Source organism: Desulfocicer vacuolatum DSM 3385 (genome assembly GCF_900176365.1).
GTDB lineage: Bacteria > Desulfobacterota > Desulfobacteria > Desulfobacterales > Desulfobacteraceae > Desulfocicer > Desulfocicer vacuolatum.
In genome coordinates this window covers 30,419-44,397 of record NZ_FWXY01000005.1, presented here as the reverse complement: position 1 = coordinate 44,397, position 13,979 = coordinate 30,419, and the positions used below count along the sequence as shown (strand labels likewise).

At 47.8% G+C, this 13,979-nt stretch carries 9 protein-coding genes; 2 read left to right on the top strand and 7 right to left on the bottom strand.

Going from position 1 to position 13,979, the window contains the following annotated elements; all coding sequences use genetic code 11:
• Positions 1-8 precede the first annotated feature (8 nt).
• The 5 genes from B9A32_RS05970 to B9A32_RS05950 form a co-directional block, all read right to left on the bottom strand.
• Complete coding sequence (locus B9A32_RS05970; protein ID WP_084067487.1) at positions 9-1,682, bottom strand: Na/Pi cotransporter family protein; 1,674 nt, start codon at positions 1,680-1,682, stop codon at positions 9-11.
• A 379-nt stretch (positions 1,683-2,061) separates the two neighbouring features.
• A complete protein-coding gene (locus B9A32_RS05965) occupies positions 2,062-3,849 on the bottom strand; it encodes an ABC transporter ATP-binding protein (RefSeq protein ID WP_084067486.1) in 1,788 nt (595 codons plus the stop codon).
• Positions 3,846-5,588, bottom strand: coding sequence for an ABC transporter ATP-binding protein (locus B9A32_RS05960; RefSeq protein ID WP_408607026.1), 1,743 nt, complete (start codon positions 5,586-5,588; stop codon positions 3,846-3,848). Before B9A32_RS05960 ends, B9A32_RS05965 begins: the two co-directional genes overlap by 4 nt.
• Before the next feature lie 82 nt (positions 5,589-5,670).
• The gene (locus tag B9A32_RS05955) at positions 5,671-7,086 is read right to left on the bottom strand and encodes a GTPase/DUF3482 domain-containing protein (RefSeq protein ID WP_084067484.1); all 1,416 of its coding nucleotides are present in this window, start codon (positions 7,084-7,086) and stop codon (positions 5,671-5,673) included.
• A complete protein-coding gene (locus B9A32_RS05950; protein ID WP_212637814.1) occupies positions 7,086-8,981 on the bottom strand; it encodes a DUF2868 domain-containing protein in 1,896 nt (631 codons plus the stop codon). The genes B9A32_RS05955 and B9A32_RS05950 overlap by 1 nt, the downstream gene beginning before the upstream one ends.
• Positions 8,982-9,011: 30 nt before the next feature.
• Here B9A32_RS05950 and B9A32_RS21585 point away from each other — a divergent pair, with 30 nt between their 5' ends.
• The gene (locus tag B9A32_RS21585) at positions 9,012-9,209 is read left to right on the top strand and encodes a hypothetical protein (protein ID WP_084067482.1); all 198 of its coding nucleotides are present in this window, start codon (positions 9,012-9,014) and stop codon (positions 9,207-9,209) included.
• A 411-nt stretch (positions 9,210-9,620) separates the two neighbouring features.
• Positions 9,621-11,273 carry a fatty acid CoA ligase family protein gene (locus B9A32_RS05940; protein ID WP_084067481.1) on the top strand — a complete coding sequence of 551 codons (1,653 nt, stop codon included), beginning with the start codon at positions 9,621-9,623 and terminating at the stop codon, positions 11,271-11,273.
• A gap of 283 nt (positions 11,274-11,556) precedes the next feature.
• Here the strand turns inward: B9A32_RS05940 and B9A32_RS05935 are convergent, their stop codons facing one another.
• Together B9A32_RS05935 and B9A32_RS05930 are read right to left on the bottom strand one after the other, a co-directional pair.
• Positions 11,557-12,855 (bottom strand): CBS domain-containing protein, encoded by a 1,299-nt coding sequence (locus B9A32_RS05935; RefSeq protein WP_084067480.1) that lies wholly within the window; start codon positions 12,853-12,855, stop codon positions 11,557-11,559.
• Complete coding sequence (locus B9A32_RS05930) at positions 12,852-13,670, bottom strand: hypothetical protein (RefSeq protein ID WP_084067479.1); 819 nt, start codon at positions 13,668-13,670, stop codon at positions 12,852-12,854. Before B9A32_RS05930 ends, B9A32_RS05935 begins: the two co-directional genes overlap by 4 nt.
• Positions 13,671-13,979: the final 309 nt, after the last annotated feature.

Below are 13,979 nucleotides of genomic sequence, written 5' to 3'. Positions count from 1 at the left end.
TGGTGGTTCTATAAAATCCGATTAACCCCGGTGGCAATGTTATAACAATAATCCCCCATCTTCTCATAATAGGAGATCAGTGCCACAAACAGCACTCCGGTGTCAACGGAACAGCTGCTGACCTGTAAGCGTTTAATATGTTTTTCACGCATTTTTTCCCGCATTTGGTCAATGAGGTCTTCCTGGGCCAGGGCTTTTTGGTAAAACCCTTCGGTTTTTTCGTTCATTTCCCGTATGACAAATCCCATGAAACGGTCCACCTCATCGGAAATCTCCACAAGATCTTTAATGGCGGCATCACTGAACTGAAATCCCTGGTCATAGATTTTTTCAAGGGTCCTGGAAACGTTTTCCATGGTGTCCCCCAGACGTTCAATATTATTGGTAATGCGCATCATTTCTGAAATCTCTTTTGATTCCGGTGCGTTGATTTCTCCCTGGGATATGGTGATAAGATATTTAATGATCACCTTTTGAAAAGAGTCCAGATGATCTTCTATGGCCTCCCGCTCACCCAGAATATCATCATCCCGTACCTTGAGGCAGGTGGATGTTTTTCTCAGACCCATATGTGCAAAATCTGCCATGCGGATAATTTCGCCTTTGACCCTTGCCAGGGCAGCAATGGGAGAATCCATAAAACGAGCGTCAAATTCAGGTATCTGATATCTTTCCTTTTTAGCCTTTTTCTTGGGAGAGATAAAAATGGTCAACTGCACCAGTCGGGGTAAAATTATCAAAAAAATGGCCGCATTGATCACATTAAAAAGGGTGTGACCGTTGGCAATATACCGGGCCGCATTCACGTACTCTCCATCAACTAACAAATCCACAGGGCCTGCACCTATTTTCAAAGACAAGGTCTGCACTGTATTGACAAAGACGGGAAATATTAAAAGAATAATACCCACCCCGGCCACATTAAACACGGTATGGGCATTGGCGGTCTGATGGGCTTCGATATTTTTTGAGCCAATGGTGGCAAGCTGGGCTGTAATGGTGGTACCGATGTTTTCTCCAAGCACCAGGGCCATGGCTGTGGGAAATTCCAAAAGACCGGATGTGGCAAGGGTCATGGTCAAGCCAACAGTGGCTGAAGACGATTGCACCATCACTGTCAGCAGCGCCCCCATGCCAACGCATAAAAGGATGCCCAGCATGCTGTCCGTGGAAAAAGTGGTGAAAAAAGAGATGAACTGCGGGTCTGTTTTAATGGGGGCAAGACCCTGCTTCATCACGGTCATGCCGTAAAACAAAAGACCGAATCCCAATACCACATCCCCGATGTGGCGAAAATTCCGTTCCTTGGAAAAATATTTTAACCCCACACCCACGGCAATGGCAGGCAGGGCTACTTTGGTTAATTTAAAGGCGATCATCTGTCCTGTAATGGTGGTGCCCACATTGGCACCAATGACCACCCCCACGGCATTTTCCAGGGACATGATACCGGCGCTGACAAAACCGATGAGCATCACCGTGGTGGCAGATGAAGATTGAACCATGGCCGTAACACCGGCCCCGGTGAGACATCCTAAGAAACGATTGGATGAAATGGCTTCAAGAATGCCTCGAATTTTCTGTCCAGCTGCGGCCTGTAATCCTTCGGTCATCATTTTCATGCCAAGGATAAAAAGCCCCAACCCACCAAGTGTTTGAAATATAATTCCGCTTATGTTCAAGGTTATCTCCCATATATGCAGCTATTATTCTATTGTTGTTTGATGATAAAGTTTTTGCGGGAGAAGCTTTCCCCATCCTAATCCATCAACCAAAAAATTTGATTATCCAGTATCTGGGCACCCATTTTCCAGTACCTGTGCTTAAAAAATGGGTGGTAATTCAGCTTCCATGGGGTTTATATGCCAAATGAAAGGTTATTTCAATAATAATTGGCTTAGAGCCTGTTTAAAAATAGATGAATCCGCTACTCCTCCATGAGAACAGCCCCTAATTTTCAAAATTTTCGATTAATAGTCCTACTATTAATCGAAAATTTGAGAAAATTGGTTCCATTTCTCATGAAATTTCATTTTAATCCCCTGATTTTTTAGCGGGCTTTTAATCTTTATCAAGGGTTTGAAAATGATAATAAAAGCCCTTTTCCGCCATCAGGGTCCCATGGTCCCCATACTCAATGATTTCACCGTCTTTTAATACCATGATGCGGTCAGCGGTCATGGCAGATCTCAACCGGTGGGCAATGGTGATGGAGGTGCGATTTTCCTTGAGTTTCTCCGTTGCCAGCCGTATTTTCTCTTCGGATTCTGTGTCCACATAGGAGGTGGCCTCATCAAAAATAATCAGGTGGGGCTCCCGGGCAAAGGCCCTTGCAATGGATATGAGCTGTCGTTCGCCACTGGAAAGGGAGCTGCCCCCCTGGGACAGAACAGTGTCAAGCCCTTTGGGCATGTGATCAATGAGAGAACGGACATGGGATCGTTCCAGGATGGCATCAAGGGTGGCGGTATCCATGATGGTTCCCGGGGGAACAATGTTGTCCCGGATGGTGCCGGAAAAGAGATAGGGGTCCTGGGTTACCAGGGCGATTTTATTGCGCAGAGCCCATGTGGTGTAGTCATCTATATCTTTACCGTTTATCCGGATCTCTCCCCGATTTCTGGGATAAAATTTTACAATAAGATTAATCAATGAAGTCTTCCCCGAACCTGTGGGACCAAGAATGGCCAGGGATTCACCGGCATTAAGTTCAAAGGAGATATCCTTTAAAATATCTTCCCCCGGGGTGTAGGCAAACCCCACATGCTTAAATTCAAGGGATTTAAGGCCGTCAAGCGCCAGTTCCCCCCCGGTTTCATCCACCTTTTTATCCAGAATCTGGGTGATGCGCTCCCCGGAAGAGAGGGCATTCTGAAGGACATTGTGTTTTTCTGACAAATCCCGCACCGGCCTGAAAAACATTTTGGTATAGGAAATAAATGCCACCAGGGTACCAAGACTCAGGGCCTCGGATACAGCCCTTCCTCCGCCGTAAAAAATCACAATGGCAAGGGCAAATGAACTCAACAGGTCAATCACCGGCATGAACAGGCCGAATATTTTCACCTGGCTCACCCCGGCCAGGTAGTTTTCATGGTTGATCTCCTTAAATTGTTCCATCATCTGTTTTTGCCGGGAAAAAAGCTGTATCACCCGGATCCCCCCGGTGGATTCGGAAAACATGGAATTAATCTCCGCAATGTTGGCCCGGAGACGACGAAAAACAGCCCGGGAGTACCGGGAAAAAAACCATGTGGAAAAAATCACCAAAGGTATCACAAAAAAAAGGGCCAGGGACAATTTCACATCCATGGCCACCACAATGATAATAATGCCTGTCAGGGTAAAAAGATCTTTCATCACAAAGGTGATCACCGTGGTGAACATCTCCTGCATGTTCTGAATGTCATTGGTCACCCGGGTGGCCAGACGTCCCACCGTGTTTTTTGTGAAAAAGGAGACGGGAAGGGCCTGGATGTGGGAAAAAACCTTGATACGCAGTTCGTGCATCATGCGCTGGCCCGCATATTCCATGACCATGATCTGAATAAAGCTGAAAATCAGCCGGGCCAGGGCCACCCCGAAAAGGGCAATGCCGCCCCAGAAAGCACCCATGAGGTATCGGGATTTATCGGGGTCTGCCATGGACGGCATGATATAGTCATCCACCACCATGCGGGTGACAAAGGGAACCACAATATCCAACAGGGACAATAACACCATGAGCAGGATGGAAAAAACAATCATGGTGATATTCTTGGTTAAAAGGGGTACAAAACGTGCCAGAAGCCGTATATCTTTTTGTTTTTTCAGTTCTTCTTCCTGGTATCCGCCAAGGCCGAATTTCATGACTCACTCCTTACCAACGCCGCTTCTGTTTCCTGCATCTGCCAGGACCGGGCATAATACCCGTTGTGATCAATGAGCTCCCGGTGGGTGCCCTGCTCCACTATCCTGCCCTGTTCCAATACCATCACCAGATCCGCATTCTTAAAAATGGAAAACCGATGGGAAATAATGATGATGGTTTTTTTGCCTGCCATGGCATCAATGATCCGGATAATGTCCGAGGCCGTCCCCATGTCCACCTGGCTCACCGGATCATCCAGGATCAAAATGGGGGCATCCTTTAAAAAGGCCCGGGCAAGGGCAATGCGCTGTTTTTGACCGCCGGAGAGCATCACCCCTTTTTCACCGATAACGGTATCAAGCCCCTTGGGAAACCCTGCAATGGTGTCTGTGAGCCCGGCCATGGCCAAGGCGTTATTGATTTTTTCTTCATCTGCGTTGGGGTCACCAAATCTGAGGTTGGTTTCAATGCTGCCGGAAAAAAGAAAGGGTTCCTGGGGCATGAAAGAGATGGATCGACGCAGGGTTTTAAGGGAGATGTGGCCAATGTCCATGCCGTCAATGAAAATGGTGCCCAGATCAGGATCATACAGCCGGGGTAAAAGGCTTGCCAGGGTGGTTTTACCGCTGCCCGGGGGACCTGCAATGCCAAGTACTTTGCCCGGTTCCAGCTTAAACCGCACCTTGTCAATGACTTTTTTATCAAAGGAAAAAGAGATATTATCCACAACAATATCACCGTTAATTTTTGAAGGGGTGACTGTTTTTCCCGGTTTTTCCTGTTCCCGGGGCACATCCAGAATGGCAATAATGCGATCAATGGAAGCCTTTCCCCGCTGGATCATATTGGTAACCCACCCCACGGCCATCACCGGCCAGGTAAGAAGGTTCATATAACTGATAAATGCCACAAAATCGCCGGTGGAGATATCGGCAAGAATTACCTTGCGGCCCCCGGCTCCCAATATGATGGCAAGGCTGACATTATTAAGAAAAATCACCAGGGGAAAAATCAATCCCCTGAGTTTCACAAGCTTCATGTTGCTGGAAATGTAGGCTTTGGATTCCCGGGTCATGCCTGCCACTTCTGTTTCTTCCCGGTTAAACGCTTTGATGATGCGAATACCGGCAAAGCGCTCCCGGGTGGACTCCATGAGATTGGAAAAGGACTCCTGAACGTCCCGGTATGCCCGGAAAAGTTTTTTGCTTAATATCTTGGTGAAAAGTGCAATAAAAGGCATGGGTAAAAGGGCAAGAACGGTAAGTTCCAGATTAATGTATGCCATGAAAAAAACCGCAGCACATCCCAGCACAACAGTGTCGGTCAACCCCACAATGCCCATGCCCAGGGCCATGCGGATATTGGTCATGTCATTGGTGGCATGGGCCATGATATCTCCACTGGAAGTGGTATCAAAAAAACGGGTGGGCAGGGTCTGTATATGATCAAACAACTGCCCCCTGATGCCCTCTTCCATGCGCCGGGCCGTACCCATGATAAGATAGCGCCAGCAAAATCGGAAAACACCAATGGCCATGGCAGACAGGGCAATGTACAATCCATATTTGAACAACGCCATCCGGGTCACCGATTGCAGGGTGATGTCGTCAATGGCACATTTGACGATGCGTGGAATATACAGCTGAAACAGGTCCACAAGTAAAAGAGATAGAAGGCCTGCGGCAATGTGAAATTTCCGCTCCAGAAGATAGGGTTTCAGTAATTGGAACTGTTTCAAATTCACCTCTTAATTTTGTTATCGCCACGGGAGACGCTCATTTATGGAAAATGATATAGAACCGCCCCCGAGGGACCTTATTTTATCTGTCAGACAGTTGATCTAATTTGTTTTTCAGCAGAGAATGAAGGGCATTGGCGGCAGCCTCCCGTTGCTTTGATTTTTTTTGGGTGATGACGTCAAAATACGTTTTACAGATTTTTTTATCCCGGGCGCTCCAAAAGGCAGTGTATCCTTTTTTCAGACGGCCCGCCATGTCCGGATCACCCCTTTGATCCCCGTCACGCCGTCCATGGGCCCAATTGATCACGCTGGCAAAATAAATAAGCGCCCGATCCAGCAATACGTAAAAAAATTGAATGGATGACGGCGGTCCCACCTGGATTTGATCCCTTCCCAGCTTGACGCCTTTAAAAGAGAGATTGGCCATGCGCCGACCGCTGATGGCAGCAGATCCCGCCCCCACAAGCCCCCCGATGGTGGAAAAGACACCAAAGGTGAGGCCTGCGGCAGCCACATCAAGGGCGGCTCCGGCGGCCCCCCCTGCCACACCTGCAGCCAGGACAACTTCCCCGGGTTTTAACCCCAGAAAACGCCAGGTATCCTGACTGAACAGGTTTTCATGGAGAATACTGTTGGGCGGAAGGGTGAGATTAAAAATATTATGTTTAAAACATTTTTTAATACCTGCATGGGCTTTTTTTTCCATGGCCTCAATTTTGCTGCGATGTTTTTCTTCCAGCTCTTTTCTCACCTTTTGGGCATCTTTGTTCTTTTTGATGCTGCCGGTCAAGGTGAGGCCCAGGGTTGCTTCAATCAATTGCATTATAATCCGGGCAGTCCCCTCAATGCGGTGATCCCACTCCTGTTTAAAAACATCAATGACAATGTTCAAGGCCGGTTGCCAGTCCTGGTCCACCCGTTTCAAGCTCTCCAAAAGCTCCAGACGTTCGGCATAGGTGGCGTGGTGTGCATTGAACTGACGAATGGCATTGAACTGGCGCCGGAACTCCATTTTCCAGGCATCCAGATATTGGGTGTCACTCTCCTTGGCGTTGATGATGGCCATGCGGGGGCGGGCCGTCAAACGAAGAATTTCCATTTCAATGCGGTCCACCTTGCGCAGGGGCCGGGAGCCGTCCACCACATAAATAATACCTGCCCCCCGGGCAATGGGGCTTAAAAGTTCACACTCATCCATAAAATCAAGGTGATCTTTGTGGGCCTCAATAAAGGCGTCCACAATGCCGTGGCCCGGGCCTTTGTACCGCTGCATCCATGCCAGGGTCTGGCGGGGATTCTGAAATCCCGGGGTGTCCACAAACCGGATGATCTCTTTGCCGTCCACCACCACCGGAAAGGTCTGGCACACGGTGGTTTCTCCGGGGAACGGGCCGATGCGCACCGTATCATCCTCACTGAGGGTGGAAACCACTGAGGATTTCCCCTCGTTGGGATGACCGATGATGGCAAATTCAGGCACCTCTTGATCTGTCATTATTTTTTCTCCATGGATTCCATGCGAAGCCAAGGGTCCCCCAGGGCATCCAGTTTTTTCTGCCACACAGATAAATCCATGGCAGACGGCGGGGTAAATAAGGTGTCCGCCGATGGTTTTCCCACCAAAGTCACAATGATATCCATGTTGTCTCCTGCCACCCTGCGAAGCTCCCTGAGAAAGGAGAGTGTCTCCTTGATGGGCGGCTGCCAGGCCTCGTGCATCCATACAATGGATGAAATTGCCCCGGTGGTGGAATTTGTGGATTGCGTGTGACAGTTTTTGGGGCCCATGTCGGGGTTTGACGGCTGGGTTGGGATCTCTTGTTTAATCTCATTACCGGGACGCTGTTCTGTTTTTTCTTTTAACGACATATGGGAACCCCTGCATATGGACTGAATCTGCCCAAGCTCTTTGTGGATATCCATGCCCACGGGCATCTGCACCGCAAGGGTAACCCCGCATTGCATTAATACCCGGTCCCCCAGTTCCTCCCCAGCCAGCATCTCTTCCAGATCATCGGATACCAGCACCAGGGCCCGGCGGGAGGAAAGCAATGGATCTCCAGGGGATGGGAAAGGCAGTTCCGGGTGCATGGAAACAGCAGGTTCATTTTTTTTGTCCGGCACAGGAAAAATATCCACAGGCGGTTTGTCTGATATATCTGCCTCTAAATTTTTCCGTAACTCTTCCTGTTCTTTCACATCTGTCTGCACGTCGCTGTTTTTTCTTTCATCTACCCCACCACAATCTGAAATGTCAATTTTTTCTTCTCCTTCAGGATGAGGGGATAAAGGGGAAAGTGAAGCATCAATGGAAACCACGGGTGTGGTCATCCGGCCCAAAAGGCGTTGGCAGGCGGCATGGTTAAAGGCAAAGGCCCCAAGGCAGCGATTTTTCATCCATAATCCCACACCGGCCAGACCCAGCCGGGGCAATAACCCATAAAAAAACACACAAAAACACAAAAAAGGCCACCAGGAAATGAGATCTCCGGTGGTGAGATGGTAGATGCCGTCTTTGAGTATCATGCGGCTTCCGGCGATCTGTTCCAGTGTGGGACAGGCCACTCCCTGGGGGAAAAGCCAGGACCATGGCAACGCCACCACAGAAACCATTTTATGCACCAGTTCCGGGCCCACCTGGAGCGTGGACTGCCAGCCAAAGGCAGTGTCGGAAAAAAATACCCGGGCCAGGGTCATGCCGATCACCCCCACATTAAACCCCAGGGCAAATATCTGGGCCAGAATAAACAAAGGCCAGAAAAAAAGGGAGCCGTAAATCTGGTGTTTTGCCCGGACAAGTCCCAGGGCGCTGGCCATGGCATCCCGGTGATCCCCACGAAGATGTGCCCGGGATTTTTGCTTAAAAAATTTCACCGTCTTATCAACACAAAGCGCCAAAAGGCGCTGGAGTAAAGGCATTGGAGAAGAAGTGCCGGCCATTCCTTTAAACGCCAGCCCGACCATGCCCACCCCAAGCAATATCAATTGCCCCAAAAGGGTCAGAGTCAGGTAATAGGAAATATTTAACGGACGGGCCCCGGCGTAGGAAAAAAAAGAGGCCACCACAATGATGCCAAGAAAGAGACCGGCGCATAAGAAAAACCAGGTGGCAAGGGTTGATGTCTCCCCATAAAGCGCCCCGGGAAGCAGAACATCCTGTTGTTGTTCTGCGTTCCGCCTTAATTCAAGCCATTTAAAAATCACCTCTCTTTCCAGTTTGTCCCCTTTAATATTTTTTGCATCACGGGCAACAAGCGTCTTTACATGGGGTTGAATAGCATTTAGATACAGCTCTCTGTCTCTTTTTTTAAGGCGGGTCTCTTCTTTTGTTTCCCGGTCCTGTTCCAAAAAATATTCAAGGTCCACAATGTCTGAAAGTGTCCATTTCATGGCATTTTTTTTATTCTCAATATTTTTCATATGAAATACTCCGCAAATCCGGGGAGTATTTCAGCTTTTGTTGTGGGCGGAACGGGATCAGAATACGGTCTGCCCGTGGCGGTTTCTATGAAACTTATGAATAACTCAACTTTCGGTGTTCGCATTTCGTGGTGGGGTCAGGCTTTCGTTATTGACATTATCGAGGCTTTTTTCGCTGGCAAAGGCCTTGGTCGATAACATCAATAACAAAAGCCTGACCCCGTCAGCACACTGAGCCCATCGGTACATTTAAAAATGCCGGCTTTGAAATGAAGCCCGAAAGTTGAGTGAATAATAACCCCTGAACAAGAATTATCAAGCACAATTAAAGTACATGGATCAAATTTATTGGTCAAGCAAGAGCCTGCATTATTGAATATCAAGCATATATTTTCCATGTTCTTTACATAGAATAGGCCATAAAGCCTTTGATTGTTTGAACTTTCCCTGTGGATAGAACTGGATCAAAATACAGTCTGCCCGTGGCAGTTATAAAAAAATACTGACAAAACAGATAAAATCTGAAATAAATATCCAGAGTACGTAACATAACATTCGAAATTTAAAACATCATAAAGAATAAATCACACACAGCGGAACAGGTTTTTTATGAACGATATTATGAACATTTCATCCTGGTTGAAAACAAGCGCAGAAACCTTTCCATATAAAAGGGCAGTGGTGGTACCCGATTCCAGGGACGCAAAGGGACAGGTACTTTACAGCCACATGACCTTCAGCCAGCTGGACACGGCCTCGGACAACCTGGCCTTTGCCTTTGAGGCAAACGGCATCACCCGGGGGGTGAGAACCATTTTGATGGTTCCGCCGAGCCTTGATTTTTTTACCATTATTTTTGCCCTTTTCAAGGTGGGGGCCGTACCGGTGGTGGTGGACCCCGGCATGGGAGTCAAGCGCATGCTGTCTTGTTTTAAACAAGGTAAACCCACGGCATTCATCGGCATTGAAAAAGCCCATTTTTTAAGGGTCCTCAAACCGTGGGGATTTAAAACCGTCACCACCTTTGTCACCGTGGGAAGACGGTTATTGTGGGGAGGCCTGAGCCTGGATAAGCTACTTGCCTATGAATCCAATACGCCCTTTCCTACGGTACCCACAGCCCCCCATGAAACCGCAGCCATTCTTTTTACCACGGGCAGCACCGGTCCTGCAAAAGGGGTGATCTACACCCATGCCAACTTTGATGCCCAACTCAGACAGATCCAGGCACATTTTGACATTGGTGCGGATGAAATAGACCTGCCCACCTTTCCTTTGTTTGCTCTGTTTGATCCGGCCCTTGGCATGACCGCTGTTATTCCGGATATGGACCCCACAAAACCTGCCCATGTCAATCCTGAAAAAATCATTGAGGCCATTGAAAACCAGGGTGTAACCAATATGTTTGCCTCCCCTGCCCTTCTCAACCGGGTGGGGAAATATGGAAAAGAGATGGGTATTAAACTGCCATCTTTAAAAAGGGTGGTGTCTGCCGGTGCGCCGGTGACCCCGGCCAACATAGAGCAGTTTTCCACCATGCTGTCACCGGACACCGAGATACACACCCCCTATGGGGCCACAGAGGCAGTGCCCATTGTCTCCATCGGCAGCAAGGAGATTTTATCCGAAACCCGACGCTTGAGTGAACAGGGGTTTGGCATGTGTGTGGGATATCCCATTGGTAACACCACCGTTGAAATCATCACCATCACCGATGATCCCATTGTACAATGGCATGACGACCTTAGAATGCCCCCCAAGGAGGTGGGAGAAATTGTTGTTAAAGCTCCACTGGTCACTTCAGGTTATTTTAACAATCCCAAGGCAGATATGCTGGCTAAAATTGAAGACGGAGATGGGGGGGTGTGGCACCGCATGGGGGATCTTGCCTGGCAGGATACCAAGGGGCGTATCTGGTTCTGCGGCAGAAAAAGTCACCGGGTTACCACGGGTAAAGGCACGCTGTTCACCATTCCCGTGGAAGCTGTCTTTAATAATCATCCCCAAGTGTTCAGAAGTGCCCTCACAGGGGTGGGCCCCCGGGACATGCAGACAGCGGTGATGTGTATTGAGACGCAACCTGATATTACAAACCCTCAGATGCTTCTGGACGAACTCTATACCATGGCTGGCAAACACCCCTTGACCGATGCCATTGAGCACATATTCATCCACCCGGGCTTTCCAGTGGACATCCGACACAACTCTAAAATTTTCAGGGAAAAACTGGCCCTGTGGGCCGGCAAAAAAGTTGATACGTAGATTTGTTGGGATTCAGACCCCATGGATTTATCATTTAACAATTTCCGGTTATTATTTTGGGGTTGACCATAAGCTGGGCCACCATACGTGAGATAAAATTTTATTGACCGCAACGTACCGTAATTAAAGCATTAATTTTCAATTCCTAAAATTTCATTACAACATGGCCCACGTTATGACCAAGCCCATTATTTTCCATGAATGAAACCCCGATTTAAATCGGCGGATTTAAAATTGCTGAGCCCCCTTATATTTCCCTCCCAACGACCCGGGATCTGCAAAGTCAGTCAGGAAGGATATCATAAAAATAAACCATGGTGTCAGACCGGGTGACAATGCCGATGATCTCGTCATCCTGGATGACTGGGATCCGGCCGATATCATGTTTTATCATGAGGCGTGCGGCATCAATGGCACTGCTGTGGGGGGATATGGATATCACCTCCCGGCTCATGAATGCCTTTATGGGTGATCTCATGTGACTGTCTTTTTTTATTTTTTTAAAATCCCGGCGGGAAATAATTCCCACCATGCGGTTATCATCATCCACCACAGGCATGCCGGTACAGCCTTGTTCGCGCAGCAACATGGCCACTTCATCCACAATGGTATTTTCATGCACTGTGACAACGGGATAGGACATGATATCGGATAATTTCACAGATGAGTGCTGGTTGCCCTTGAGCATTTCCTCAATCATCTCCCGGATCACAACGGGATTGGTGTTTTTCAAAAGAGCAGAGCCTGCCCCGGGATGCCCCCCGCCGCCCATGCTTCGCATGATCACACCGATATTAAGACCATCAATATTACTTCTGCCAATGACCATGCAGCGGTTCCGTTCAATATCCTTAAAAATAGCAAAGGCCGCATCCACATTGACAATTTCACGATACATTTGAACCACCATGGAAAGGTTTTGCACATGCCCCATGATATCCATGGAAATAATGCTCACATTAAAGCCTGCCACCTCACTGGTTTGGGCTTTCTGGATCATCTGAAATAAGATATCCTTTTGCTGCTTGCCATAGGCCTGACGAAGAAAAGTGGATAAAATCTGTAAATCTGCTTTCCGTTCCAGAAGGTAAGCCGCTGCCATGGCATCTTCTGCCAGGGTGCAGGAAAAGGTTAAATTACCGGTGTCTTCATACAGCCCCATGAGAAAAAGAGTGGCCTGTATGGGGGACAATAATTTTCGCTGGACCTTTAATTCCCGAATCATCAGGGTTATATTGGCTCCGCACTCTTCCCGGTGCAGTTCATGGGCATCAATGTCCCCATTGACATGGTGATCCCACACCGTTATTCTTAAATCCTTACGCTTTTGCAGGTCCTCCATGCCGTCCAGGCGTTTCCAGGTATTGGTGTCCACCACCACAAGTTCTGTGACCTCATCCAGATTAATTTCCCGGGGGGAGTAAAAGCCAAACAAATCTTTATGGATGGAAAGAAATGCCTTCAGGTTTGGATTAATTACATGGGGCAGCACCGCCCTGGCACCGGGATACAGAAGTTTCCCTGCCACCAGGGAAGCCAGGGCATCAAAATCTGTTCCTTTATGGGTGGTGATAATCTTCATTTCTCTGCCCCCACCGCATCTTCCGCCTCAACATCTTCATACCCGATGAGCTGGGGCTTTTCACCACTGTCATACCCCAGAGCTGGAACACCGCTTAACTGTCGCTCATGTTGAAGCTGGAGTTCAAATTTGCGAATTTCCGTCTGGGCATCCATGCTTTTTTTGGCCAGTTGATATCTCATGTACATGAACCAGGCAAATAAAAGGAAAAGAACGCCAATGATTCCCATGAAAAAATATTTATAATTTTCAAAGGTTTCAATGCCTGCCTTGGCAAGAAAAGTGAGCATATTGGGTACAATCCAATAAAGCAGGACCACGCTGATCAGCAAAAAGCCGATGATAAAAATATTGAGGCGGCCGGCACTGGAGAGTAACCTTTGGGCACGGCCCTGGGGATTATCCGCCTTGTCATCAAAGAGATTAACCTCTTCATCCCTTCCCTGTATCAATGACTTGAACGCCTTGAGAACAAAGGCCAGCAAGAGCACCAGGCCCACGGGAATCCCCACCGATGCTGACAACCAAGCCCTGAAGGGGAAAGGAATTTCCTTGGTATATAGTTTTACCTGGTATTGATCCAGGGAACCAAAGGTGTTTTCAAAATAGTATTTATTAAAATTGGTCAAGGTGGAGCCTTTGACTTCGTAAATGATCTGCCCGCCGTCATCCACCACCTTTAACCAGGATTGTCTACCCGATTTCATGGAAGACATCACCAGTATTTGCAGCTCAATGAGAAAAAATCCAACAATGACAATCAACAGCACAACTTTATATTCCCTGACAAACGCTGACCAGCCTTTTTCTACCATTTAAATTTCTTTGCTCCACATAATAAAAAAACAAGGATTATCCAATGCAGTCGCAATGGATATCATTATCCATCAAAGAACTGCACACCTGACCCAAATTTTGGATTTCATCACAATATTGCCTGTGAAAATGAGTTACGACCCATGGAAAAAATATCCCATGATATTCTTTGCACCATTTCATTGGGGATTGCGTCAAAAACCGAATACCTGTCAGTATAAGCATAGTTCCCCCAAACATCAATATTTTTAGTTTACCTCTTGGCTGGAATGGTTTATTAAACCCATTTACTTACTGGATTGTTTTTC